This window comes from Pantoea sp. R102, assembly GCF_004916815.1.
GTDB lineage: Bacteria > Pseudomonadota > Gammaproteobacteria > Enterobacterales > Enterobacteriaceae > Pantoea > Pantoea dispersa.
On record NZ_SDFT01000013.1, the window covers coordinates 1 to 25,415 of the forward strand.

Genomic DNA, 25,415 nt, shown 5'->3' on the forward strand with positions numbered 1-25,415 from the left:
CCCGGTCACTTACTGATGTAAGCTCCCGGGATGATCCTTGCTTGCCGCCTTCCCGGCGCACGAATTATTTTGGGCATGATGCCCGGTTATATTTCACGCGACAGGTGCGTTAAACATGCACGGCTGAAGCACAAGATTAGCAGGGCTTTTCTGCTGGTGCGGTAAATTTCCGGTACACTTTGCCACATAGAGTGCTGCCGCAAGGCGTCACGGCAATCAGAAGGATAAGAGTCAATGCAGGATTCACAGTTTGATGTGGTGGTAGTGGGCGGCGGCATGGTCGGTGCCGCGCTGGCCTGTGGTCTGGCGCAGCAGCAGTTTCGCGTGGCGGTGATTGAACGTGCCGAGCCGGCCGCGTTTGACGCCAGCCTGGCGCCGGATATACGCATCTCCGCCATTGGTGCGTCATCGGTGGCGCTGTTGCGCCAGCTCAATGTCTGGCCACGTGTCCAGGCGATGCGCAGCGCGCCCTACCGCAAGCTGGAAACCTGGGAGTGGCAAAGCGCGCACGTCACCTTCGACGCGGCTGCACTGGGCATTCCCGAGCTGGGCTATATGGTGGAAAACAGCGTGCTGCAGCGCGCGCTGTGGGAGCAGATGCAGCAGGATGGCGTAACGCTGCTGTGTCCGGCCTCACTGCAGGCGTTACAGGCGCACAGCGGCGGCTGGCAGCTACAGCTGGATGACGGGAGCACGCTGGATAGCCAGCTGGTGGTGGGGGCCGATGGTGCTAATTCGCGCGTGCGACAACTGGCGGGTATCGGCGTGCGCGGCTGGAACTATGCGCAATCCTGCATGCTAATCAGCGTTGAGTGTGAACACGAGGCCGGCGATGCCACCTGGCAGCAATTTACGCCAGACGGACCACGCGCGTTTCTGCCGCTGTTCGATCGCCACGCTTCGCTGGTGTGGTACGACGCGCCGGCACGGATCCGTCAGCTGCAAAATCTGCCGCTCAGCCAGCTAGCCAAAGAAGTACAGGCCAACTTCCCGGCGCGTGTCGGCCGCTTCCAGGTGAAGAACGCGGCGTCGTTCCCGCTGGTGCGCCGCCATGCCACGCGCTATGTGCTGCCGGGCCTGGCGCTGGTCGGTGATGCTGCACACACCATCAATCCGCTGGCCGGGCAGGGGGTTAATCTCGGCTACCGCGATGTGGATGCGCTGATTGATACGCTGGTGGACGCGCGCAGCCAGGCGCAGCGCTGGGCATCGCTGCCGGTATTGCAGCGTTATCACCGTCAGCGCTACAAAGATAATTTGCTGATGCAGGGCGGTATGGATCTGTTCTACTTCGCCTTTAGCAACGCGCTGCCGCCGCTGCGTGTGGTGCGCAACCTTGGACTGATTGCGGCAGAGAATGCTGGCGTGCTCAAGCGTCAGGTGCTGCGTTACGCGCTGGGGTTGTAAACACACCGGGCGCCGCAATCGTGGCGGCGCCATCTGTTGTATAAGGCGTGAAATTCAGGAACGACAAAAACAACAAAGCCCGCAAAAGCGGGCCTGTTGTGCAATTTGGCTGGGGTGCAGGGATTCGAACCCCGGAATGCCGGAATCAGAATCCGGTGCCTTACCGCTTGGCGACACCCCAATAGGTGTTTGGTCAAATTGTCTTTGTATGGCTGGGGTGCAGGGATTCGAACCCCGGAATGGTGGAATCAGAATCCACTGCCTTACCGCTTGGCGACACCCCAATTTGTTTGGTGGCTACGACGGGAATCGAACCTGTGACCCCATCATTATGAGTGATGTGCTCTAACCGACTGAGCTACGTAGCCAGATTGTACTGCTTTACTGCGCCCGATGATGGCTGGGATACCTGGATTCGAACCAGGGAATGCCGGTATCAAAAACCGGTGCCTTACCGCTTGGCGATATCCCATTCGTCGACTCGTATCCACGAGAGTGCATCGGATTGGCTGGGGTACCTGGATTCGAACCAGGGAATGCCGGTATCAAAAACCGGTGCCTTACCGCTTGGCGATACCCCATCCGGCTGCCGAAGACTGAAATGGTGCGGGAGGCGAGACTTGAACTCGCACACCTTGCGGCGCCAGAACCTAAATCTGGTGCGTCTACCAATTTCGCCACTCCCGCAAAAAGATGGTGGCTACGACGGGAATCGAACCTGTGACCCCATCATTATGAGTGATGTGCTCTAACCAACTGAGCTACGTAGCCATCTTTTTTCGCGTTACCTTCATCGGCGTTGCGGGGCGCATTATGCGTATTGAGCTTTGTAGCGTCAACAAATTTTTTGCCGTTTTTTGCCTTAACGCGCCTGTTTGTCTGGCTTGTAACCAGGCTGATGATTTATTCGGCAATTTTCGATCGTATCCGCGTCAGATGCAAGAAAAAGGGGCCACAATGGGCCCCTTATACGCATAAAGAAAATGCTTATTTGTACGCTGACTGATGCACGCCTACCGCACGTCCGGACGGATCGTCCATCGATTTAAACGCTTCATCCCACTCAATGGCTTTCGCCGACGAACAGGCCACGGAGGGACCGCCCGGAACGCACTCTGCCGCGCTTGGCAGTGGGAACAGCTCCTCAAAGATTTCGCGGTACAGATACGCTTCTTTCGAGGTTGGCGTGTTGTGCGGGAAGCGGAAATGTGCGGTCGCCAGCTGCTGCTCGCTAATCTGTTTCGCCGCCACTTCTTTCAGCGTGTCAATCCAGCTGTAGCCTACGCCATCAGAGAACTGCTCTTTCTGACGCCACGCCACGCTCTCCGGCAGGTAAGAGGAGAAACATTCACGCAGAATGTGTTTTTCCATTTTGCCGTTGCTGCCGCACATTTTGTCTTCCGGGTTGATGCGCATCGCGACATCAAGGAATTTCTTATCAAGGAACGGCACACGTGCTTCCACGCCCCACGCCGACATCGCTTTGTTAGCGCGCGCGCAGTCAAACATGTGCAGTGCCAGCAGTTTACGCACGTTTTCTTCGTGGAACTCCTGGGCGTTCGGTGCTTTATGGAAGTAGAGGTAGCCGCCAAACACTTCGTCCGCGCCTTCACCGGACAGCACCATTTTGATGCCCATCGCTTTGATTTTACGCGACATCAGATACATTGGCGTCGACGCGCGAATGGTGGTCACATCGTAGGTTTCGATGTGGTAAATCACATCGCGGATCGCATCCAGACCTTCCTGCACGGTGAAGTGAATTTCATGATGCACGGTACCGAGGTGATCGGCCACCGCCTGCGCCGCTTTCAGATCCGGCGATCCTTCCAGGCCGACGGCAAACGAGTGCAGCTGCGGCCACCACGCATCGCTCTTGTCCTGATCTTCCACACGTTTGGCGGCATAGCGCTTGGTCACCGCAGAGATGATGGAAGAGTCGAGGCCGCCGGACAGCAGCACGCCGTACGGTACGTCTGACATCAGGTGACTCTTCACTGACTCTTCCAGCGCGTGCTTCAGGCCAGCGGCATCGGTGGTGTTTTGCGCCACGGCAGCAAAATCCATCCAGTCACGCTGCCAGTAACGACGGATTTCGCCATCGGTGCTGGAGAGGTAGCTTCCCGGCGGGAATTCTTTGATGCTGCGGCACACCGGCACCAGCGCTTTCATTTCAGAAGCAACATACAGGTTGCCGTGCTCATCGTTGCCCATATAGAGCGGAATGATACCGATGTGATCGCGGCCAATCAGATACTGCTGTTTGACGCTGTCCCACAGAATGAAGGCGAACATGCCCTGCAGGTCGTCGAGGAAATCGAGGCCTTTTTCCTGATACAGCGCGAGGATGACTTCACAGTCTGAACCGGTCTGGAACGCGTAACGATCGCTCAGTTCCGCGCGCAGCGCCTGGTGGTTATAAATTTCGCCGTTAACAGCCAGTACGTGGGTGTGATCCGCGTTGTACAGCGGCTGGGCGCCGTTGTTCACGTCAACGATGGACAGGCGCTCGTGCACCAGAATGGCTTTCTCATCAGCGAAGACACCTGACCAGTCCGGGCCGCGGTGACGCATCAGACGCGAACATTCCAGCGCTTTCTTGCGCAGTTCAACAGGATCGGTCTTCAGATCCAGCACACCAAAAATCGAACACATAACTGACTCCTGATCTCACCCTGTGGCGATGTTATTGACTTGTTTGTCCGGCAGCCTGCGCTGCGTGATGTATAAGAAAATGCGCTAATTGATGGTGGTAACGCAAGCGAAATCACCAAATACTGATAAAAAGATTGTTGGTGTGAAGTAATGTTGAGTTTTATTCAAAAAATTAACGATTAAATTAGATGGTGTCTAATGAATTGTCAGAAGTGATGGTTTTGTGCGCAGCCGATGAGATCGCGTCAGCGGCTGAATCACAGCGGTGTGCCAGACAAATAAAAAAGCCCTGCACACCGTAACGGCGAGCAGGGCCATAAGCAGACAGCATGACGCTAATCAGAACAGGTCGATATCAGCCACGGAAGGGTAGATCCAGTCCGGACGGAACGGCATGGCGTCGATATCGCTCAGCGTAGAGACGCCGGACAGCACCAGAATGGTTTCCAGACCGGCCTGGAAGCCAGCCAGAATATCGGTGCGCAGGTTATCGCCCACAATCACCGTCTCTTCTGAATGCGCATGCATTTTATTCAGTGCGGCGCGCATGATGTAAGGGCTGGGCTTACCGACATAAAACGGTTTGCGGCCGGAGATGGTTTCGATACCGGCACAGAGCGCGCCACAGGCCGGCACAAAGCCGCGTGCGTGGGTATCAGGATTGGTCGCGATAAAACGCGCACCGTTAGCCACAAAGAAGGCGGCTTTATGCATCATCTCCCAGTTAAACGATCGCGTCTCGCCGACGATCACGAAATCCGGGTTGACGTCAGTGATGGTAAATCCGGCTTTGTACAGTTCGTGAATCAGCGCGCCTTCGCCAATCACGTAGGCTTTTTTACCCTCCTGACGACGCAGGAAATCCGCGGTGGCCATGGCGGAGGTGTAAAACACCGAATCCGGGATGTCGACGCCAGCGTTGGCAAAACGGTTGGCCAGATCCTGCGCGGTTTGTGACGGATAGTTGGTCAGCACCACCAGCGGCATCTCTTTTTCCAGAATGCGCTGCAGGAATTCGTTTGCGCCTTTCACGGCGGTATTGTCGTGCATCAACACGCCGTCGATGTCACAGATTACGCTTTTGATGGTCATAGATGGCTTCCGGTCGGGCCTGCCAGACGGCAGGCTTCTCTATTATTCTTCCAGCAGGTGCTGCAGCAGAATGCCATTCAGCATAGCGCGTTTTGCCAGCGCGAAAGCGCCAATCGCCGAGCGATGGTCCAGCTCAGACCTTACCACCGGCAGATTTTTACGAAACGCATTCAGCGCCTGGGTATTGATGCAGCCCTCTATCGCCGGGAACAGCACTTTATCGGCATCAGTAATTTCGCCGGCCAGCACCACTTTTTGCGGGTTAAACAGGTTGATGGCGATGGCGATGGCTTTACCGAGATAGCGGCCAACGTATTCGATCACTTCGCAGGCCAGCGCGTCGCCCTGATTGGCGGCGCGGCAGATTTGCGGCATCTGGCAATCATCCAGCGTCAGGCTGCTGGGATAACCCTGGTTGAGCAGGTGGCGCACGCGGTTCTCAATCGCGCCGTTGGCGGCGATGGTTTCGAGGCAGCCAAAGTTGCCACAGTGGCAGCGTTCGCCGAGCGGATCGACCTGAATGTGGCCAATCTCACCTACGTTGCCATTGCTGCCGAGAAAAATGTGGCCGTTGGCGATGATGCCGGCACCGGTGCCGCGGTGTAAACGCACCAGAATGGAGTCAGCACAGTCGCGGCTTGCACCGAAATAGTGCTCAGCCAGTGCCAGGCTGCGGATATCGTGGCCGACAAAACTGGTGACGTTAAAACGTTTTTTCAGGCTGGCCACCAGCGGCCAGTGGCTGACAGCGATGTGCGGCATATAGCGAATGATGCCGTTAATCGGGTCGACCAGGCCTGGCAGGATAACTGCAATGGCGATCAGCTCATGAATTTTACGCTGGTGCGCGCTCATAAAGGCACTGATGGCGTTGAACAGCGCGTTTTCCAGCGTCTCCTGCGTGCGCTCTGGCAGCGGATAATCTTCCTGCGCCAGCGATTTTCCGCTGAGATCGAACAGCGTCAGCGTGGCATCGTTGCGCCCCAGGCGCACGCCGATGGTATGAAAATGGCGGGTTTCGGTGATGATGGAGATGGCGCGGCGCCCACCGGTGGAGGCCTGTTGCTCCACCTCTTTGATGAGGCCGCGTTCGATAAGCTGACGGGTAATTTTGGTGACGCTGGCGGGCGCAAGCTGGCTGAGTTCGGCAATCTGAATACGCGAAATCGGCCCCTGTTGATCAATCAGCCGGTAAACAGCTGCACTGTTAAGTTGTTTGACAAGATCGACATTTCCTATTTGAGTCTGGCCGCCAGTGGTCATTCAGTACTTACTCGCTGAGGACGTTGTCTCCGTTGACGAACGTCTTAGTGATTTGATAATCGCGGGTAAAGACAGTGAGGTTGGCGACTTTTCCTGCTTCCACCGTACCAAACTGCTTTTCCACACCCATTGCCCTTGCCGGATACAGGGTCGCCATGCGCAGCGCTTCGTCCAGCGCGATACCACAATGTTCCACGCTATTCTGCACCGCTTCAATCATCGTCAGCGCAGATCCGCTCAGGGTACCGTTCTCATCTACGCACAGGCCGTCGCGATAGTATATTGTTTTACCTGCAAAAATGAATTGATCAATCGACGCACCGGCCGGCGCGGTGGCATCGGTCACCAGCACCAGTTTGTCGCCTTTGATTCGTTTTGCATTGCGCACGTTAGCGTAATTGACATGTAAACCGTCTGCAATAATGCCGCAGTATACATCAGGCGAATCAAACAGCGCACCGATAAGACCTGGCTCACGACCGCTAAAGGCGCTCATGGCGTTATACAGGTGGGTGGCAAAGGTGACGCCCGCGCTGATGCCCGCTTTGGCTTCGGCATAGGTGGCATTGGAGTGACCAGACGACACAATAATCCCGGCGTCACGCAGCTGGCGAATCACGGCGCTGCCCGCATTTTCCGGTGCCAGCGTAACTTTGGTGATGACGTCAGCGTTGGCGCACAGGAAATCCACCAGCTCCGCATCCGGCAGACGAATCAGCTGCGGATTGTGAGTGCCTTTCTTCTCTTTATTCAGCCACGGACCTTCCAGATGCAGGCCCAGCGCCTGATTCTGATGCTTCGCCAGGTAAGCACGCATGGTTTCAATTGCGCGCTTCATCAGTTCATCACTGCTGGTAATCAGCGTTGGTAAATAGCTGGTGCAGCCGGATTTTTCATTGGCACGCTGCATGATATCCAGCGTTTCCACGCTCAGGGCATTGATGTCATCGTTGAACTGCACGCCGCCGCAGCCGTTGAGCTGCAGGTCGATAAATCCGGGAGCGATGAACGCACCAGCCACATCCTGTTGTGGAATCGCGGCGTCCAGCGCATCGCGCGGGCAGACACGCTCAATCAGGCCATTGGCAATCACCACGGCGTGATTGTCCAGAACTTCATGGCCGGTAAAAATCCGGCCGTTAACTAATGCGTACATCATCTCTTCTCCCGGCTGAACCTGCTGCGCTTAACAGCAGGCTTTCTACAACGTGTTGTTACACACCCTTCATATTTTCCGCTTCCATTTCGCGGAAATATTTCACGGTTTTCACTTTCAGTTCCATGGTGGCTGGCTCATCACACACCACCACCGCTTTCGGGTGCAGCTGCAGGCAGCTGATGGTCCACATGTGGTTGACGTTACCTTCTACCGCCGCCTGCAGCGCCTGGGCTTTGACGTGGCCGGTCACCAGAATCATCACTTCTTCCGCATCCAGCAGCGTGCCGACGCCCACGGTCAGGGCATATTTAGGCACCTGATCAACATCGCCGTCGAAGAAACGCGAGTTCGCCACACGGGTGTCGTGCGTCAGGGTTTTAATGCGGGTGCGGGAAGAGAGCGAAGAAGCCGGCTCGTTGAACGCAATGTGGCCATCGTTGCCGACGCCGCCCATAAACAGGTGGATTTTACCCAGTGCGCGGATCTTCTCTTCGTATTGGCGACATTCTGCGTCAATATCTTCGGCATTGCCATTCAGAAGATTGATATTTTCTGGTTGAATATCAACGTGATCGAAAAAGTTACGGTACATAAAGCTGTGATAGCTTTCCGGATGCTCTTTCGGCAGACCGACATACTCATCCATATTGAAGGTGATCACGTGTTTGAAACTAACCTGGCCCGCTTTATGCATCTCGATCAGGTGCTTGTAGGCTTCCAGCGGCGTACCGCCGGTTGGCAGTCCCAGCACAAAGGGACGGTCTGCGCTGGGTTTAAAGGCATTGATGCGATTAACGATATGGCGTGCAGCCCATTTACCCACCTGGGTCGGTGTGGCCAAAGGGATCAGTCTCATGTCTTCACCTCAGTTAAGATTGGAAAGTTAGGGTCGCGTTTACTGCTGCAGCTGGCTGCTTATAGGGTAACCCGTTTGCGCGCTCGCGGCGTTGGAAAAGTGCGACCTGATATTTTTCATCATAAAATAAGTTTGTGGTGGTGGCTAGCATTTCGCAGTGAAAAACGTCCATTTTGGTGATTAAAGTCACAGTTACACTGGTTTTAATTTGCGAGGCGAATTAATTTATCTTTACACTGCGCCTCGTGGTGAAGTGTGTCATCAAGGTACCGGGTGCCGGGATAATAAAATCAACCCGCATCACGGCAAAACGCCAGTCTCATAGGGGGAGAATAAGGTGAGTATTTTAGGATATCTGCAAAAGGTCGGCCGCGCGCTTATGGTGCCGGTAGCGACCCTGCCGGCAGCGGCAATCCTGATGGGGGTAGGTTACTGGATCGATCCGGACAGCTGGGGCGCAGGCAATGCGCTGGCAGCACTGCTGATCAAATCGGGTTCTGCCATCATCGACAACATGTCCGTGCTGTTCGCCATCGGTGTGGCTTACGGCATGTCAAAAGATAAAGACGGTGCAGCGGCATTAACCGGCTTTGTAGGTTTCCTCGTGGTTACTACCCTGTGTTCACCCGCCGCGGTGGCCATGATTCAGAAAATGCCGGTGGAGCAGGTTCCTGCCGCCTTCGGTAAAATCAACAACCAGTTTGTCGGCATCCTGGTGGGCATTCTCTCGGCAGAAGTCTATAACCGCTTCAGCCACGTTGAGCTGCCTAAGGCGCTGTCGTTCTTCAGCGGTCGCCGTCTGGTGCCGATCCTGGTCTCCTTCCTGATGATTGTGGTCGCCTTTATCCTGATGTACGTCTGGCCGATCATTTTCGGCGGTCTGGTGAGCTTTGGTGAGCACATTCAGAAACTGGGCTCGGTCGGTGCGGGCGTGTACGCCTTCTTTAACCGTCTGCTGATTCCGGTTGGCCTGCACCACGCGCTGAACTCGGTGTTCTGGTTCGACGTGGCAGGCATCAACGACATTCCGAAATTCCTGGGCGGCGCGCAGTCTATCGCCAACGGTACCGGCATCCCGGGTATCACCGGTCGCTATCAGGCGGGCTTCTTCCCGATCATGATGTTCGGTCTGCCGGGTGCGGCGCTGGCAATCTATCACTGCTCACGTCCGGAAAACCGCGCTAAAGTCGGTGGTATCATGCTGGCAGCAGCATTCGCCGCTTTCTTCACAGGCATCACCGAGCCGCTGGAATTCTCCTTCATGTTCGTGGCGCCAGTGCTGTATGTCATCCACGCCGTGCTGACCGGTATTTCGGTCTTCATCGCTGCCAGCATGCACTGGATTGCCGGTTTCGGTTTCAGTGCCGGTCTGGTGGACATGGTGCTGTCGACGCGTAACCCGCTGGCTGTGCACTGGTGGATGCTGATCCCGCAGGGTCTGGTGTTCTTCGTCATCTACTATGTGGTGTTCCGCTTCACCATTCAGAAATTCAACCTGCTGACGCCGGGCCGCGAGCTGGCTGCCGGTGATGAGACAGATGGCTACGACGTCAACGTTGATCACAGCAGCAACGGTGAGAGCGAAACCGAATCTCTGGCACGTCGCTACATCGGCGCGGTGGGCGGTTCTGACAACCTGACCAACATCGACGCCTGCATCACCCGTCTGCGTCTGAATGTGAAAGACTCTGCGCAGGTGAATGAGAGTGTGGCTAAACGCCTCGGTGCTTCTGGTGTGATCCGCCTTAACAAGCAGAGCGTGCAGATCATTGTTGGTACGCAGGCCGAAAGCATTGCGACCGCGATGAAAACCGTACTGAGCAAAGGTCCGGTAGCCGGCGCAGCGGCACCTGCTGCGGCAACCACCGCCGCGCCTGCGGCTGCTCAGCCCCAGGCCGTGCGCAACAGCGAGAAAAAGGTGATTGCAACGCTGCTGGCACCGGTCAGTGGCGAAGTGGTAGCGCTGGAAAACGTGCCGGATGAAGCCTTCGCCAGCAAAGCGGTAGGCGATGGTCTGGCGATCAAACCGAGCGATAAAACTGTCGTCGCGCCGGTGGCGGGTACCGTGGTGAAAATCTTCAACACCAACCATGCATTCTGCCTTGAAGCCGAAAATGGCGTCGAGATTGTCGTGCATATGGGTCTCGATACCGTCGCGCTGGAAGGTAAAGGGTTTACCCGTCTGGTGGAAGAGGGCGCAACCGTCACAGCGGGCCAGCCGATCCTCGAAATGGATCTGGACTTCCTCAACGCCAATGCGCGTTCGATGATCAGCCCGGTGGTGGTCAGCAACAGCGATGATTTTGCTGGTCTGAATCTGCTGGCAGGCGGTACCGTGGTAGCAGGCGTTACGCCGCTGTACGAAGTCAAAAATTAACACGTTTTGATCGTCACTGAAGGCAGGAAGCAATTCCTGCCTTTTTTGTTTTAAAACGACCAACAAACGGTTGTTTCCCTTCAGCGCTTTGTGGATCATACTCCGTTACTTCGTGGTACAAATCACCCGCTATTGTTTTGAGGATTTTGAGATGAGTGAGGCTGAAGCCCGCCCAACGAACTTTATTCGTCAGATCATCGACGAAGATTTGGCGAGCGGTAAGCACAACAGTGTGCATACCCGTTTCCCGCCTGAGCCCAATGGTTACCTGCATATTGGCCATGCAAAATCGATCTGCCTGAACTTTGGTATCGCACAAGATTATCAGGGGCAGTGCAACCTGCGTTTCGACGACACCAATCCGGTCAAAGAGGATATGGAGTTCGTTGAATCGATCAAGAATGATGTGCAATGGCTGGGCTTTGAGTGGAGCGGCAACATTCGTTACTCCTCTGACTACTTTGACCAACTGTTCAACTACGCGGTTGAGCTGATCAACAAAGGCCTGGCCTACGTTGATGAGCTGTCGCCAGAGCAGATCCGTGAATACCGCGGCACGCTAACCGCGCCGGGCAAAAACAGCCCGTATCGCGATCGCAGCGTGGAAGAGAACCTGGCGCTGTTCCAGAAGATGCGTGATGGCGGCTTCGAAGAGGGCAAAGCCTGCCTGCGTGCCAAAATCGACATGGCATCCAGCTTTATTGTGATGCGCGATCCGGTGCTGTACCGCATTAAATTTGCCGAACACCACCAGACTGGCAACAAGTGGTGCATCTATCCGATGTACGACTTTACCCACTGCATCTCCGATGCGCTGGAAGGCATCACCCATTCCCTGTGTACGCTGGAGTTCCAGGATAACCGTCGTCTCTACGACTGGGTGCTGGATAACATCACCATTCCGGTGCATCCGCGTCAGTATGAGTTCTCGCGCCTGAATCTGGAATATGCGGTGATGTCGAAGCGTAAGCTGACGCAGCTGGTGAGCGAGAAGATTGTTGAAGGCTGGGACGATCCGCGCATGCTGACCGTATCCGGTCTGCGCCGTCGTGGCTATAGCGCGGCGTCAATCCGCGAATTCTGCCGCCGTATCGGTGTGACTAAGCAGGACAATATTGTTGAGATGGCGTCGCTGGAGTCGTGCATTCGTGACGACCTCAACGAGAACGCGCCGCGCGCCATGGCGGTGCTGGATCCGCTGAAAGTGGTGATCGAGAACCTGCCGGCCGGGCATGAAGAAATCATCAGCATGCCGAACCACCCGAACAAGCCGGAGATGGGCACGCGTGAGGTGCCGTTCAGCCGTGAGGTGTGGATCGATCGTGCCGACTTCCGTGAAGAGGCCAACAAGCAGTACAAACGTCTGGTGCTGGGTAAAGAAGTTCGTCTGCGCAACGCTTACGTCATTCGTGCCGAGCGCGTGGCGAAAGATGAAGCCGGCAACATCACCTGCATCTACGCTACCTGCGATGTCGACACCCTGAGCAAAGATCCGGCCGATGGCCGCAAGGTGAAAGGCGTTATCCATTGGGTGTCGGCGATTCACGCGCTGCCTGCCGAATTCCGCCTGTACGATCGTCTGTTCAGCGTGCCAAACCCGGGCGCGGCCGAGGATTTCCTCACCACCATTAACCCGAACTCGCTGGAGATCAAACAGGGCTTCGTTGAGCCGGGTCTGCGTGCCGCCAGCGCGCTGGCACCGTATCAGTTTGAGCGCGAAGGTTACTTCTGCGCTGACAGCGTGTACTCGCAGCCGTCGAAACTGGTGTTCAACCGCACCGTGGGTCTGCGTGATACCTGGGCAAAAATCGGCGAATAATTTTACTGCTTGATAGCACGATATGATCAGCAAAGGGCGAGCAATCGCCCTTTTTTATTGCCCGTTATCTGCAAACGGGAATCGATTATGCTGAACCAGACAAAAAACAGTAATTGCGCGCGATTACGACTAATCTGACTTTAATAAAATTAACTAATTTACCCGTGTGAAATCGTTATTTTCAGGTAGGCTATGCGCTCTTAAATGTTGCTGTGCGGGTTAGCGAAGGAAGAAAAATGACAAGTCTCGCTCTGGAAGCCAAACATAGCGTGGTGGTTTTACATCAGCTTATCGAACGTATTTTTAATCAGGCCGAAGGCAGCGATGACAGTATGGATCTGCTGCTGTCGCACTTTCATCCCGACTTCAAAATGGTGACGCCGCAAGGCAAACAGCTCGATCTCAATGACACTGAAAACCTGTTTCGCAAACTGCACGGGCAGCGGGAAGGGATGCGAATCGCCACCAGTGAGCATGCCATCATTTCCCAACAGCAGCAGGAAGTGACCATTCAGTATCACGAACTGCAAATGCTTAACGGCAACAACCAGACCCGCATTTCGCTGGCGGTGCTGGACTGCAGCACGCCGGTTCCGCGCTGGCGCTATTTGCAGGAAACGCTGGTCGCCTGAACGCAGCCATAAAAAAACCGGTGCCTTGCACCGGTTTTTTTATACTGCATAGCATATTCAATTACTGATCGTGGAGCGTCTCGTCTTCGCGGCAGTCTCCCAGCGCACAGTGGCCGTACAGATACAGGCTGTGGTTGCTGAGTTTGATACCGTGGCGTGTTGCAATCTCACGCTGACGCGTTTCGATAGATTCATCGCTAAACTCGATCACTTTGCCGCAGTCGAGGCAAATCAGGTGATCGTGGTGATGCTGCTGGGTCAGTTCGAATACGGATTTCCCGCCTTCGAAGTTATGACGCGTCACGATGCCGGCGTCGTCAAACTGGTTCAGAACACGGTATACCGTCGCCAGACCAATCTCTTCGCCCATGTCGATCAGGCGTTTGTACAAATCTTCCGCACTGACATGATGGGACTCGGGTCCGGGTCCCTGAAGCACTTCCAGAATCTTCAGTCTGGGCAGCGTGACTTTCAGGCCAGCCTTTTTCAATGCGGAGTTGTTGTCAGTCATGCGGATATTGTCCTGTTACTTTGCTAGTCACTTACGGCGCAAAGGCCTTGAATGTGTGGTCAACGCGCATTCTCATTTGCGTCTCATTATAGAGCTCAGCCTGCGAAATGAAAACCGGCTGCGGCGGACAATTCCCCGGATGCTGTAAGGAGAAATGTCGTGAACCTCAGCGGGATCGTGCAGAACGATGTTCCTTTTCGCGCAGTCTCAGTCTGATGCCCAAGGAATAAGCAGATGACCGTTGCGGGTATTCTACAGAATTGAGGGAAAAAGTTAAAAAACCGTAGCTATTATTTTTATAGGTAATTCCATTGCCCGATGTGAGCCAGCGCCCACATCGGACAGGAAAGCATCAGGCTTCGATGATCGCCTGCAGCTGCAGCTCGTCAAAGATCTGCTTAACCCATTTGTCGACGCGCTCGTTAGTCAGTTCAGGCTGACGATCTTCATCGATGGCGAGGCCGAGGAAGTGTTTGTCGTCTGCCAGACCTTTAGAGGCTTCGAAGTGGTAACCTTCGGTTGGCCAGTGGCCCACAATCACTGCGCCGTTTGGCTCAATGATGTCGCGAATGGTGCCCATCGCGTCACAGAAGTACTCGGCATAATCTTCCTGATCGCCGCAGCCAAACAGCGCTACCAGCTTACCGTTGAAATCAATCTCTTCCAGCGTCGGGAAGAAGTCATCCCAGTCGCACTGGGCTTCACCGTAGTACCAGGTCGGAATACCCAGCAGCAGAATATCGAATGCTTCGAGATCTTCTTTGGTGCTCTTAGCAATGTCATGCACTTCGGCGACATCTTTACCCAGTTGTTTCTGGATCATTTTTGCAATGTTTTCAGTGTTGCCGGTATCGCTGCCGAAGAAAATGCCTACGATTGCCATGGAGTGAGTAACCTCTTAAATCCTGATTGTGAAAGTAAGTCAGAAGACGACACAGTTATGCGAATGATAGCAGACCGGCGAAAAGCGCGGAATGTGTAAAGCGCTGAGTTTGTGTTCCAGCGTGCGGTCTGCGCACGTTACGCCAGTTTGAGCTGCGCCAGCAGCATTTGTTCAATCAGTTCACTGCGGCTGATGTTCTGCTGCTCGGCCAGCGTATTAAGAGCGTCGACCGCTTCGCTGGACATTTTCAGCTCAACGCGGCGCAGGCCGCGCACCCGGTCGCGCTTCAGCTGGTTGCGCTTATTAATGCGCAGCTGCTCATCGCGCGACAGCGGACTGGTTTTAGGGCGACCGGGACGCCGCTCGTCTGCGAAGAGATCGAGCGTGGTACGATCTGTCTGTTCTTTTGCCATGGTTTGTGAAACTGCGTGGGCGCGAACGGCGGAAAGGCGCTGCGCGATTTAAACATTTATCGGCCCGACCGCGGCGAAAAAAGCATCCGCGGCAAATTTTTAGCGCGACATCATACTCCAGCGCCCGGCGCGACGCCAACCCTAAACCGCCTGTGGCAAGCTTTTGCTTTTACAGGTTAAAAAAGCGGCGCACCGCGCGCAGCACGGCATCGGGTTTTTCGGCATGCACCCAGTGGCCGGCACCGCTGATAATGTACGCCTGCGCCTGCGGGAACTGGCGCAGCAGCGCATCACGGTGCTGATTGTCCAGATAGGGTGAATCACCGCCGCGAATAAACAGCGCCGGATGAGGCCACGCGGGCACCTCCTGCCAGCCGGAGAGCACCGGATAATTTTCCCACAACACCGGCACGTTAAAGCGCCATTCGCCTTCATGGAAAGATTTCAGAATGAACTGAATCACGCCTTCTTCGCGCACGTGTTCACGCATCACGTCGGCTGCAGCGCTGCGGCGCGTGACGCCAGCTGCACTGACCGCGCGGATTGCCGCGAAGATCTCATCGTGGCGTCGCGTCTGGTAATCCACCGGCGCGATATCAATCAGCACCATTTTGCCAATCCGTTCGGGCGCAACGGCGCTCAGCGCCATGGCAATTTTGCCGCCCATTGAGTGGCCGATAACATCGACCCGTTCGATGTGGTGCGCATCCAGCGTGTCAACCATATCCTGCGCCAGCGCAGCGTAGTGCATCTCTTCGCTGCGCGGTGACAGGCCGTGGTTACGGACATCCACCTGCAGCGTGGGCCGTGCATCGCGCACGCCGCGCGCCAGTACGCCAAGGTTATCCAGGCTACCAAACAGGCCATGAATTAACAGAATGGGCTGGGCATCAGGGGCAGATTGTTCAGTTTGCAGACGGGCGTTCAAAATCATGGCTAAAGTTCTTTCGGTTGAGACCTGGGCTTAGGGTATCATGGATTCACCTGTCCCGGCGCCAGGCGGTCAGGCATTAGGGCATATTCCGACTTTTGCCCGGAAACGATGCCAGCGCTACCGGCTGTCGCGGATTTAACTTTATAATCCTTATGTTAGAGCCCGCTCACATTTTGCACGACCGGATTTTGCTAAGGCCGTTGCAGAATAGCGTGGTTCTGCCATTTGCCAGAATCGTACGGAAAAAGATGAAAACGATTGAAGTTGACGAAGAACTCTACCGTTATATTGCCAGCCACACCCAGCACATTGGTGAAAGCGCGTCGGACATTTTGCGCCGCATGCTGAAATTCACCGCCGGCCAGAGCGCACCTGCTGCGTCAGCGACCAGTGCTGCGGTAAAAGAAGCGCCAGCTGTACGCAGCGAAGCGCGTCCTCAGGATCGCGTGCGCGCCGTGCGTGAGCTGCTGCTGTCTGACGAGTATGCGGAGCAGAAGAAGGCGGTTAATCGCTTTATGCTGATCCTGTCAACGCTCTATCGTCTTGATCCGGCGGCGTTTGCTGATGCTACTGCTTCGCTGCAGGGCCGCACCCGCGTTTACTTTGCGGGCGATGAGCACACGTTGTTGCAAAATGGCACCCATACTAAGCCGAAGCACGTACCCGGCACGCCGTACTGGGTGATCACCAATACCAATACAGGTCGTAAATGCAGCATGGTGGAACACATCATGCTTGCCATGCAGTTCCCGCAGGAACTGGCAGAGAAAGTTTGCGGCACCATTTAAACCGAAGCGTCAGGGAGAAGCGCCAATGGCCAATCACCCCCGTGCCGGGCAACCTGCCCAGCAGAGCGATTTGATTAACGTTGCACAATTAACCTCGCAGTACTATGTCCTGAAGCCGGATGCGGCGAACCCGGACCATGCGGTGAAATTTGGCACCTCCGGCCACCGCGGCAGCGCGGGACGTCATAGCTTCAACGAAGTACACATTCTGGCGATTGCGCAGGCGATCGCTGAAGAGCGTAAAAAGAACGGCATCACCGGCCCGTGCTACGTAGGTAAAGACACCCATGCGCTGTCTGAGCCGGCGATCCTGTCAGTGCTGGAAGTGCTGGCCGCTAACGGCGTTGATGTGATTGTGCAGCAGGACAACGGCTATACGCCGACGCCGGCGATCTCCAACGCCATTCTGGAGCATAACAAGCGCGGCGGCGCGCAGGCGGACGGCATCGTCATTACCCCGTCGCACAACCCGCCGGAAGACGGTGGCATCAAGTACAATCCGCCGAACGGTGGACCGGCTGACACCAACGTCACCAAAGTGGTGGAAGATCGCGCGAATCAGCTGATCAAAGGTGAGCTGAAAGAGGTTAAGCGTCTGGCGCTGGATCAGGCGTGGGCCAGTGGCCACATCGTTGAGCAGGATCTGATCCAGCCATACGTTGAAGGTCTGGCGCAGGTGATTGATTTCCCGGCAATCCAGAAAGCCGGCCTGAAAATCGGTGTCGATCCGCTCGGCGGTTCCGGCATGGCCTACTGGCAGCGCATTGCTGAGCACTACCAGCTGGATCTGACCATCGTCAATGATGCTATCGATCAGACCTTCCGCTTCATGCATCTGGATAAAGATGGCGTGGTGCGCATGGACTGTTCGTCCGAGTGCGCGATGGCCGGTCTGCTGGCGTATAAAGATAAGTTCGATCTGGCCTTCGGCAACGATCCGGATTACGACCGTCACGGTATCGTCACGCCCGCCGGTCTGATGAACCCGAACCACTATCTGGCGGTAGCGATCAACTACCTGTTCCAGCATCGTCCGCAGTGGGGCAAAGAGGTAGCCGTCGGTAAAACGCTGGTCTCCAGCGCGATGATTGACCGCGTGGTGAACGACATTGGTCGCAAGCTGGTGGAAGTCCCGGTCGGCTTCAAATGGTTCGTGGATGGTCTGTTCGATGGCAGCTTTGGCTTTGGCGGCGAAGAGAGCGCCGGCGCCTCGTTCCTGCGTTTCGACGGCTCCGCCTGGTCAACAGACAAAGACGGCATCATCCTGTGTCTGCTGGCGGCGGAAATCACTGCGGTTACCGGTAAGAACCCGCAGCAGCACTATGATGAGCTGGCCGCGCGTTTTGGTGCGCCAAGCTACAACCGTCTGCAGGCACCTGCCACTTCCGCGCAGAAAGCGGCACTGTCGAAGCTGTCACCTGAAATGGTCAGCGCCGATACGCTGGCAGGCGACCCGATCACCGCACGTCTGACCGCGGCACCGGGCAACGGTGCCTCGATTGGTGGTCTGAAAGTGATGACTGAAAACGGCTGGTTCGCGGCACGTCCGTCCGGCACGGAAGACGCCTACAAAATCTATTGTGAAAGCTTCCTCGGCGCTGAGCATCGCCAGCAGATCGAGAAAGAAGCGGTAGAAATTGTCAGCGAAGTGCTGAAAAACGCCTGACAGGGCATCCTGCATGAAGAAGGCCGTGTTTGCGGCCTTTTTTTATGGCATGAAGCGATAGCCGATGCCGGTTTCTGTCAGCAGGTGCGTCGGCTGGGTGGGGTTGGCTTCCAGCTTTTGCCGCAAGTGTCCCATATAGATGCGCAGATAATGGCTGTGTTCCACGGCGTTGGGTCCCCACACCTGGTTAAGCAACTGGCGCTGGGTCAGTACTTTGCCAGCGTTATTCAGCAGCAGGCTGAGCAGGCGAAATTCGGTCGGCGTCAGATGCACCTCTTCGCCGCTGCGCAGCACGCGCCGCGCGGCGAGATCAACGCTCACTTCGCCAAACTGCACCAGCGGCTCCGGCTGGCTGCGCTGATGACGACGCAGCGCCACGCGCACGCGCGCTAGCAGTTCGCCTATACCAAACGGCTTGGTGAGATAGTCGTCAGCGCCGGCATCCAGCGCCTCAATTTTATCCTGCTCATCGCTGCGCGCCGACAGCACAATCACCGGCATGCTGCTCCACTGCCGCACTTCGCGGATGAAGGCATTGCCATCGCCGTCCGGTAAACCGAGATCGAGAATCACCAAATCCGGTTTGCGCGTAGCCGCTTCAATCAGGCCGCGCTGCAGCTGCTCCGCTTCCACAATCTTCAGGCCTTCGCTCTCCAGCGCCAGGCGCACGAAACGGCGAATCTCCTTTTCATCTTCGACAATCAAGATGGTCGTCACGCTGACTCCTGCGGCAAATAAGGTTAACGCATTACTTTAACAATAAACCGCGACGGCGTCCGTCACGATCTCAGTAACTCGCCGTGATCCGAAATTTTACAAAAATGTAACTTCCTTTCATCCCGGCCAGGAAATGACTGAAAAAAGATCAAAATAGTGGTCGGATGAGTAGTAAAATTACACAATCAGGCGTAATATCTGAGGCAGATCACATTTCATAGCAAAATTTACCACGAGGAGGCATTGATGTATCAGGCATATCCACTCGCCAAAATTGTGCTGCGCCGTGTGCTGGTGGTATTGATTGGCGTACTGGCGCTGCCAGTGATGCTGTTCCGCCAGGATCGCGCGCGCTTCTACAGTTATCTGCACCGCATGTGGTGCAAAACCAGCACCAAACCGGTCTGGCTGGCGCAATCGGAAGCGGCAGGCGGTATCTACTGGTAACCCCCGGCTTCGCGGTGATAACCCGGTGACCTCGCTCGAGGCACCGGGTTTTTTTATCTTAAAGTGGTGCGACAAACGCATTGTCCCGCTGTTATCTCGCGGCATTTCAGCTACACTTAAACCTCTACAAGATTTTGGAGGTTGTACAAGTATGAGCGAGAAAATTCCTGTAGGTATCAGTGCCTGCCTGCTCGGGGATAGCGTCCGATTCGATGGCGGCCACAAGCGTTTTGCCTTTGCAACTGACGAGCTCGCGCCATTTGTGCGCTTCGAACCTGTCTGTCCGGAAATGGCCATCGGTCTGCCGACGCCGCGCCCGGCGCTGCGGCTGGTCAAACAGAGCGACGATCAGATCCACCTGTGTTTCAGTAAAGACGGCGGGGAAGAGCTGACCGACGACATGGCCCGCTGGTCTGCGGAGCGCGTTAAATCGCTGCACCATCTGTGCGGCTACATCCTGTGTGCCAAATCGCCGAGCTGCGGACTGGAGCGCGTGCGCGTCTACGAGCCTGACACTAACAACAATCGCAAAGCCGGCACCGGCGTGTTCACCTCGTTCCTGCAGAAAGAGCTACCGTGGCTGCCGCTGGAAGAGGATGGACGCCTGCACGATGATGCGATCCGCGAAAACTTTATGGGGCGCGTCTATGCGCTGCATGAGTTCAACGAAATGTGGCGCAGCGGGCTGACGCGCCACAAGCTGATTGCCTTCCACAGTCGCTACAAACTGCTGCTGCTGTCGCATGCGCAGGATGAGTACCGCGAGATGGGGCGGTTTGTCGCGGCAATGGAACAGTGGGAGTCACTGGATGCGTACGCCTTTGAATACCGTAACCGTCTGATGCACCTGATGTCGCACCAGGCGTCGCGTCGTAATCACACCAATGTGCTGATGCATGTACAGGGCTATTTCCGGCCGAAGCTGAGTTCACCGCAGCGTCAGGAGCTGGCGCAGCTGATTGACCGCTACCGTCGCGGTGTGCAGCCGTTGCTGGCCCCCATCACCATGCTGAAACATTACATGGCAGAGTTCCCGCACCCGTGGCTGGCGCAGCAGCGTTATTTCGATCCCTACCCGGAAGCGCTGCGTCTGCGCTACGGCCAGTAAACACGGAGCGTTATGAGCACTCACTTAGTCTGGCTGCGTAACGATTTGCGCATGAATGATAACAGCGCACTGGCCGCGGCCTGCCGCGACAGTCAGGCCGAGGTGCTGGCGCTTTTCATCGCCACGCCCGGCCAGTGGCAGCAACACAGCATGGCCCCCAAACAGGCAGCTTTTATCCATCAAAACCTGTGCCTGCTGCAGCAGTCGATGGCAGAACGCGGTATCAAGCTGCACTTTCATCAGTGCGATGACTTCGCCGCGTCGGTCGACTATCTGGCGACCTTCTGCCAGCAGCACAAGGTGGATGCGCTGTTTTACAACTATCAGTATGAAATCAATGAGCGCCAGCGCGATGCTGCGGTTGAGAAGCAGCTCGATCAGCAGGGCGTGGTGTGCCAGGGGTTCGATGACAGCCTGCTGTTACCGCCGGGCAGCGTACAGACCGGCAGCAACAGCATGTTCAAAGTGTTCACGCCGTTCAGCAAAGCGTTTATCCGGCGTCTGCAACAGGGGCTGCCAGAGTGCCATCACGCACCAAAAGCGCGCGCCGGGGCACCCGTGGCCGCCGGTAAAAAAATAGCGGCATTCGATTATCCTGTGGAAGAATTCGACGAAACCTGGTTCCCCGCCGGAGAAGAGGCGGCGCTGAAGCAGCTGCGCCAGTTTGCCCAGCAGCGGGTGGAAAAATATGACCAGCAGCGCGACATACCGGCGATTGACGGCACCAGCCGCCTGTCGCCGTATCTGGCGATTGGTGTACTGTCGCCGCGTCAGTGTTTGCATCGCATTCTGAAGGAGCATCCGCAGGCGCTGAACAACGGCAGCGCGCTGGTGTGGCTGAATGAACTGGTCTGGCGCGAATTTTATCGTCACCTGATGGTGGCCTTTCCGGCGCTGTGTAAGCATCAGCCGTTTGTCGACTGGACGCGCAACGTCAGCTGGCAACAGAATGAGCAACACCTTACCGCCTGGCAGCAGGGCAAAACCGGTTATCCGATTGTTGACGCAGCGATGCGCCAGCTCAATACGCTGGGCTGGATGCACAACCGGTTACGCATGATCACCGCCAGCTTTCTGGTGAAAGATCTGCTGATTGACTGGCGCGAGGGTGAACGCTATTTCATGCAGCAGCTGATTGACGGCGATCTGGCGGCCAATAACGGTGGCTGGCAGTGGGCCGCGTCGACCGGCACCGACGCCGCGCCTTACTTCCGCATCTTCAACCCGACGACCCAGGGCGAGCGCTTTGATAAGCAGGGCGAGTTTATCCGCCGGTGGCTGCCGGAGCTGCAAGACGTGCCGGACAGCGCCATCCATCAGCCGCACGCCTGGGCGGAGAAAAATAACAAGAAACTCGATTATCCGGTGCCAATCGTGGAACATAAGGCGGCACGTAAAAAGACACTAGACGCCTTCGAGCGCGCGCGCAGCGCAGCCTGAGGCGGTCACGGAGCCGTTATGAACAATTTCGAGTTAGAACAGATCGTCAATCAGCAACTCAACACCAGTGCCTTCAGCGACTATGCGCCCAACGGTTTGCAGGTTGAGGGGCGTGAGCAGGTGCGCCGCGTAATTACCGGGGTGACGGCTTGTCAGGCGCTGCTGGATGAGGCGGTAAAACGCCAGGCCGATGCGATACTGGTGCATCATGGCTACTTCTGGAAGAGCGAAGCGCCGGTGATCAAAGGCATGAAGCGCCAGCGTCTGCGCACGCTGCTGGCCAATGACATCAACCTGTACGGCTGGCACCTGCCGCTCGATGCTCACCCACAGTTGGGCAACAACGCCCAGCTGGCCACGCTGTTTGATATCGACGTCAAAGGTGAAATTCAGCCGCTGGTGCCCTGGGGCGAGCTGGCTGAGCCGCTAAGCGGTCCGGCGCTGGCGGAAAAGATCGCGGCGCGCCTTGGACGCCAGCCGCTGCACTGCGGTGATAATGCTCCGGCGCTGATTCGCCGGGTGGCATGGTGCAGCGGTGGCGGCCAGGGCTTTATCGATGCGGCCGCCGCCTTTGGCGTTGACGCCTTTATCAGCGGTGAAGTTTCTGAGCAGACCATCCACAGCGCCCGTGAACAGGGGCTGCATTTCTTTGCTGCCGGCCATCACGCCACCGAACGCGGCGGCATTAAAGCGCTCGGTGAGTGGCTCGCCAGCCAGCATGGTCTGGATGTGACTTTTATCGATATCGACAATCCCGCCTGACCGCCTCGCTTATGCGCCCGGAAAACACGTGCCGGGCGCAAATCAGTTGACACATCTCCTTCACTTTCGCATAACTTATTGACTTTTCGCATAAGCGAATGCCCTCAGGCGCGCCGTCACTGCGGTCACGGCGCGTTTTATTAATGACCGGGAGGTGGGTTTTGCAACGAGCACGTTGTTATCTGCTGGGTGAGCGGGCTGTGGTACTGGAGCTGGAACCGCCGGTTTCGCTCGTCAGCCAGCAGCGCATCTGGGGATTGTGCCAGCGGCTGCAGCAGAATGAGCAGATCGCGGAAGTGATTCCGGGCATGAATAACCTGACGCTGCTGCTGCGCGATCCGCAGCTGAAAGCGCTGGATGCCATCGAGCGTTTGCAGTGCTGGTGGGAAGAGAGCGAGGTGCTGCTGGCCGAGCCGCGTCAGGTGGAAATTCCAGTGGTGTATGGCGGCGCGGGCGGACCGGATCTGGCGGAGGTCGCCCGTGCGGCGGAGCTGACCTCGCAACAGGTGGTGGAGCTGCACAGCAGCGCGGATTACGTGGTCTATTTCATTGGCTTTCAGCCGGGTTTCCCTTATCTCGGTGGGCTTGATGAGCGGCTGCACACGCCGCGTCGCGCCGAGCCCCGGCTGGTGGTGCCTGGCGGTTCGGTGGGCATTGGCGGCAGCCAGACCGGCATCTATCCGCTGGCCGCGCCCGGTGGCTGGCAGCTGATTGGCCACACGCCGCTCAACCTGTTCGATCCACAACAGCAGCCGCCGACGCTGTTGCGTCCCGGCGACAGCGTCCGCTTCGTGCCACAACGGGAGGGCGTATGTTAAACATTTTGCGTGCCGGATTAATGACCTCGGTGCAGGATCGCGGCCGCCACGGCTGGCGGCAATACGGCATCAGCCTGAGCGGCGCACTGGATGAGCCTTCAATGCGCACGGCCAATATGCTGGTCGGCAATGCGGAAAACAGCGCGGTGCTGGAAATTGTGCTCGGTCAGTTCAAAGCGGAGTTTCGTCGCGACGGCTGGTTTGCGCTGACCGGTGCCAGCTGCAGCGCCGAACTGGATGGCCAGCCGGTGTGGACCGGCTGGCGTCTGCCGGTGAAAAAAGGCCAGGTGCTGAGTCTGTCCATGCCCACGCGCGGTATGCGCAGCTATCTGGCGGTGAACGGCGGTTTCGCCATCGATGCGATGCTGGGCTCACACAGCACCGATCTCAAAGCGGCCTTTGGCGGCTGGCAGGGGCGTAAACTGCAGGATGGCGATCAGCTGCCGCTGGGCAAGCCGACGCGCCGCTTCAGCCATCAGGCTGGCGTCCGGCAGCTGCTGTGGGGCAACCGCATCCGCGCGCTGCCGGGGCCGGAATACAACGAATTTACCCACGACGCGCAGGACGCATTCTGGCGTAACCCGTGGCAGCTCAGCCCGCAAAGTAACCGCATGGGCTACCGGCTGCAGGGCAGTCCACTGCAGCGCAGTGTCGCACGTGAACTGCTGTCGCACGGCCTGGTGCCGGGTGTGGTGCAGGTGCCGCCGAACGGTCAGCCGATTGTGCTGATGGCCGATGCGCAAACCACCGGCGGCTATCCGCGTATTGCCTGCGTCATCGAAGCCGATCTCTATCAGCTGGCGCAGATTCGTCTGGGAGAACCGATTCACTTCATCCGCTGCACGCTGGAGGAGGCGCTGCTGGCCAAACAGCAGCAGCAACGTTCGCTTGATCAGATAGCCTGGGGGCTTGCTCATGAAGATCGATCTTAACGCCGACCTCGGTGAAGGCAGTGCCAGCGATCGGGCCCTGCTGGAGCTGGTGAGCTCGGCCAACATCGCCTGCGGTTTCCATGCCGGCGATGCCGAAACCATGCTGCAGTCGGTGCGCTGGGCCAGCGCCAATGGCGTGGCGATTGGTGCGCATCCGAGCTTTCCCGACCGGGAAAATTTTGGCCGGACCGCCATGCAGCTGCCGCCGGAAACCGTTTACGCGCAGGTAATTTACCAGATTGGTGCCCTGAAAAGCCTTGCCGAAAGTGAAGGGGCGAAGCTGGTGCACGTGAAGCCGCACGGCATGCTGTATAACCAGGCGGCGTCAGATGCAGTGCTGGCAGATGCGATTGCGCGCGCGGTGAAAGCCGTCGATCCGGCGCTGATTCTGGTTGGCCTGGCGGGCAGCGCCTCAATTGCCGCCGCCGCGCATTATGGTTTGCGTACGCGCGAAGAAGTGTTTGCTGACCGCGGCTATCTGGCCAGTGGCGCGCTGGTGCCGCGCAGCCAGCCGGGGGCGTTAATCGAAGAGGCTGAGCAGGCGCTGGCGCAGACGCTCACCATGGTGCAGCAGCGTCAGGTGCGCAGTGTCAGCGGCGAATGGGTGGCGGTGAATGCGCAGACGGTCTGTCTGCACGGCGATGGCGCCCATGCGCTGGAATTCGCCCGCACGCTGCGCGCCGCTTTTGCGACAAATCAGATTGCTGTCACCAGCGCCTGATCATTGACTGTTAGC

Annotated in this window: 23 protein-coding genes and 7 tRNA genes; 13 read left to right on the top strand and 17 right to left on the bottom strand. The window is 56.8% G+C overall.

Annotation, left to right across the window (positions count from 1 at the left end; translation table 11 throughout):
• The first annotated feature begins 234 nt into the window (after positions 1 to 234).
• A complete protein-coding gene (gene ubiF, locus ERD80_RS01670; RefSeq protein ID WP_136545583.1) occupies positions 235 to 1,407 on the top strand; it encodes a 3-demethoxyubiquinol 3-hydroxylase in 1,173 nt (390 codons plus the stop codon).
• 106 nt (positions 1,408 to 1,513) lie between these two features.
• Here ubiF and ERD80_RS01675 read toward each other — a convergent pair.
• The 12 genes from ERD80_RS01675 to nagB all read right to left on the bottom strand — a co-directional run bounded on the left by ERD80_RS01675 (position 1,514) and on the right by nagB (position 8,432).
• A tRNA-Gln gene (locus ERD80_RS01675) sits at positions 1,514 to 1,588 on the bottom strand.
• Between the two features lie 28 nt (positions 1,589 to 1,616).
• Positions 1,617 to 1,691: transfer RNA gene (locus ERD80_RS01680), tRNA-Gln, on the bottom strand.
• 7 nt (positions 1,692 to 1,698) lie between these two features.
• Positions 1,699 to 1,775, bottom strand: a tRNA-Met gene (locus ERD80_RS01685).
• 29 nt (positions 1,776 to 1,804) lie between these two features.
• Positions 1,805 to 1,879, bottom strand: a tRNA-Gln gene (locus tag ERD80_RS01690).
• Between the two features lie 34 nt (positions 1,880 to 1,913).
• Positions 1,914 to 1,988, bottom strand: a tRNA-Gln gene (locus ERD80_RS01695).
• 21 nt (positions 1,989 to 2,009) lie between these two features.
• Positions 2,010 to 2,094, bottom strand: a tRNA-Leu gene (locus ERD80_RS01700).
• Between the two features lie 7 nt (positions 2,095 to 2,101).
• Positions 2,102 to 2,178: transfer RNA gene (locus ERD80_RS01705), tRNA-Met, on the bottom strand.
• 216 nt (positions 2,179 to 2,394) lie between these two features.
• Positions 2,395 to 4,062, bottom strand: a complete 1,668-nt coding sequence (gene asnB / locus ERD80_RS01710; protein ID WP_058757891.1) for an asparagine synthase B — start codon at positions 4,060 to 4,062, stop codon at positions 2,395 to 2,397.
• Between the two features lie 339 nt (positions 4,063 to 4,401).
• On the bottom strand, positions 4,402 to 5,154 hold the full coding sequence (locus ERD80_RS01715; protein WP_021508565.1) for an HAD-IIA family hydrolase: 753 nt from the start codon (positions 5,152 to 5,154) through the stop codon (positions 4,402 to 4,404).
• A gap of 42 nt (positions 5,155 to 5,196) precedes the next feature.
• On the bottom strand, positions 5,197 to 6,417 hold the full coding sequence (locus ERD80_RS01720; protein WP_021508564.1) for an N-acetylglucosamine repressor: 1,221 nt from the start codon (positions 6,415 to 6,417) through the stop codon (positions 5,197 to 5,199).
• 7 nt (positions 6,418 to 6,424) lie between these two features.
• Positions 6,425 to 7,573: an N-acetylglucosamine-6-phosphate deacetylase gene (gene nagA / locus ERD80_RS01725; RefSeq protein ID WP_136545589.1), complete on the bottom strand. Its 1,149-nt coding sequence runs from the start codon at positions 7,571 to 7,573 to the stop codon at positions 6,425 to 6,427.
• Positions 7,574 to 7,631: 58 nt separating this feature from the next.
• On the bottom strand, positions 7,632 to 8,432 hold the full coding sequence (nagB, locus tag ERD80_RS01730; protein WP_031279884.1) for a glucosamine-6-phosphate deaminase: 801 nt from the start codon (positions 8,430 to 8,432) through the stop codon (positions 7,632 to 7,634).
• A 343-nt stretch (positions 8,433 to 8,775) separates the two neighbouring features.
• Here nagB and nagE point away from each other — a divergent pair, with 343 nt between their 5' ends.
• The 3 genes from nagE (at position 8,776) to ERD80_RS01745 (ending at position 13,260) form a co-directional block, all read left to right on the top strand.
• Complete coding sequence (gene nagE / locus ERD80_RS01735) at positions 8,776 to 10,809, top strand: N-acetylglucosamine-specific PTS transporter subunit IIBC (protein WP_058758041.1); 2,034 nt, start codon at positions 8,776 to 8,778, stop codon at positions 10,807 to 10,809.
• Between the two features lie 151 nt (positions 10,810 to 10,960).
• Positions 10,961 to 12,628, top strand: a complete 1,668-nt coding sequence (gene glnS, locus ERD80_RS01740) for a glutamine--tRNA ligase (RefSeq protein WP_058757889.1) — start codon at positions 10,961 to 10,963, stop codon at positions 12,626 to 12,628.
• Between the two features lie 236 nt (positions 12,629 to 12,864).
• Positions 12,865 to 13,260 carry a hypothetical protein gene (locus ERD80_RS01745; protein ID WP_136545584.1) on the top strand — a complete coding sequence of 132 codons (396 nt, stop codon included), beginning with the start codon at positions 12,865 to 12,867 and terminating at the stop codon, positions 13,258 to 13,260.
• Between the two features lie 61 nt (positions 13,261 to 13,321).
• Here ERD80_RS01745 and fur read toward each other — a convergent pair whose 3' ends face one another.
• The 4 genes from fur to ybfF all read right to left on the bottom strand — a co-directional run bounded on the left by fur (position 13,322) and on the right by ybfF (position 16,001).
• A complete protein-coding gene (fur, locus tag ERD80_RS01750) occupies positions 13,322 to 13,771 on the bottom strand; it encodes a ferric iron uptake transcriptional regulator (RefSeq protein ID WP_021508558.1) in 450 nt (149 codons plus the stop codon).
• Between the two features lie 352 nt (positions 13,772 to 14,123).
• A complete protein-coding gene (gene fldA / locus ERD80_RS01755; RefSeq protein WP_021508557.1) occupies positions 14,124 to 14,654 on the bottom strand; it encodes a flavodoxin FldA in 531 nt (176 codons plus the stop codon).
• 137 nt (positions 14,655 to 14,791) lie between these two features.
• Positions 14,792 to 15,067, bottom strand: a complete 276-nt coding sequence (ybfE, locus tag ERD80_RS01760; RefSeq protein WP_010616122.1) for a LexA regulated protein — start codon at positions 15,065 to 15,067, stop codon at positions 14,792 to 14,794.
• Between the two features lie 169 nt (positions 15,068 to 15,236).
• Positions 15,237 to 16,001 (bottom strand): esterase, encoded by a 765-nt coding sequence (gene ybfF, locus ERD80_RS01765; RefSeq protein WP_136545585.1) that lies wholly within the window; start codon positions 15,999 to 16,001, stop codon positions 15,237 to 15,239.
• 248 nt (positions 16,002 to 16,249) lie between these two features.
• Here ybfF and seqA point away from each other — a divergent pair, with 248 nt between their 5' ends.
• A complete protein-coding gene (seqA, locus tag ERD80_RS01770; RefSeq protein WP_059010772.1) occupies positions 16,250 to 16,789 on the top strand; it encodes a replication initiation negative regulator SeqA in 540 nt (179 codons plus the stop codon).
• A gap of 25 nt (positions 16,790 to 16,814) precedes the next feature.
• Entirely contained in the window at positions 16,815 to 18,455 is a 1,641-nt protein-coding gene (gene pgm / locus ERD80_RS01775) for a phosphoglucomutase (alpha-D-glucose-1,6-bisphosphate-dependent) (protein WP_021508555.1), read from the top strand.
• Between the two features lie 42 nt (positions 18,456 to 18,497).
• Here pgm and kdpE read toward each other — a convergent pair whose 3' ends face one another.
• Complete coding sequence (gene kdpE, locus ERD80_RS01780; RefSeq protein ID WP_021508554.1) at positions 18,498 to 19,172, bottom strand: two-component system response regulator KdpE; 675 nt, start codon at positions 19,170 to 19,172, stop codon at positions 18,498 to 18,500.
• A 246-nt stretch (positions 19,173 to 19,418) separates the two neighbouring features.
• Between kdpE and ERD80_RS01785 the strand changes: the two genes are divergently transcribed.
• The 7 genes from ERD80_RS01785 to pxpA all read left to right on the top strand — a co-directional run bounded on the left by ERD80_RS01785 (position 19,419) and on the right by pxpA (position 25,400).
• Complete coding sequence (locus ERD80_RS01785) at positions 19,419 to 19,619, top strand: YbfA family protein (RefSeq protein ID WP_031279882.1); 201 nt, start codon at positions 19,419 to 19,421, stop codon at positions 19,617 to 19,619.
• Between the two features lie 151 nt (positions 19,620 to 19,770).
• Positions 19,771 to 20,727, top strand: coding sequence for a 2-thiouracil desulfurase family protein (locus ERD80_RS01790; RefSeq protein WP_058757888.1), 957 nt, complete (start codon positions 19,771 to 19,773; stop codon positions 20,725 to 20,727).
• Between the two features lie 12 nt (positions 20,728 to 20,739).
• Positions 20,740 to 22,167, top strand: coding sequence for a deoxyribodipyrimidine photo-lyase (phrB, locus tag ERD80_RS01795; protein WP_136545586.1), 1,428 nt, complete (start codon positions 20,740 to 20,742; stop codon positions 22,165 to 22,167).
• An 18-nt stretch (positions 22,168 to 22,185) separates the two neighbouring features.
• Complete coding sequence (locus ERD80_RS01800; RefSeq protein WP_021508550.1) at positions 22,186 to 22,929, top strand: type 2 GTP cyclohydrolase I; 744 nt, start codon at positions 22,186 to 22,188, stop codon at positions 22,927 to 22,929.
• Positions 22,930 to 23,090: 161 nt separating this feature from the next.
• Complete coding sequence (gene pxpB, locus ERD80_RS01805; RefSeq protein ID WP_136545587.1) at positions 23,091 to 23,747, top strand: 5-oxoprolinase subunit PxpB; 657 nt, start codon at positions 23,091 to 23,093, stop codon at positions 23,745 to 23,747.
• A complete protein-coding gene (pxpC, locus tag ERD80_RS01810) occupies positions 23,741 to 24,679 on the top strand; it encodes a 5-oxoprolinase subunit PxpC (protein WP_058757884.1) in 939 nt (312 codons plus the stop codon). The genes pxpB and pxpC overlap by 7 nt, the downstream gene beginning before the upstream one ends.
• The gene (gene pxpA, locus ERD80_RS01815) at positions 24,663 to 25,400 is read left to right on the top strand and encodes a 5-oxoprolinase subunit PxpA (protein ID WP_021508547.1); all 738 of its coding nucleotides are present in this window, start codon (positions 24,663 to 24,665) and stop codon (positions 25,398 to 25,400) included. Before pxpC ends, pxpA begins: the two co-directional genes overlap by 17 nt.
• Positions 25,401 to 25,415 lie beyond the last annotated feature (15 nt).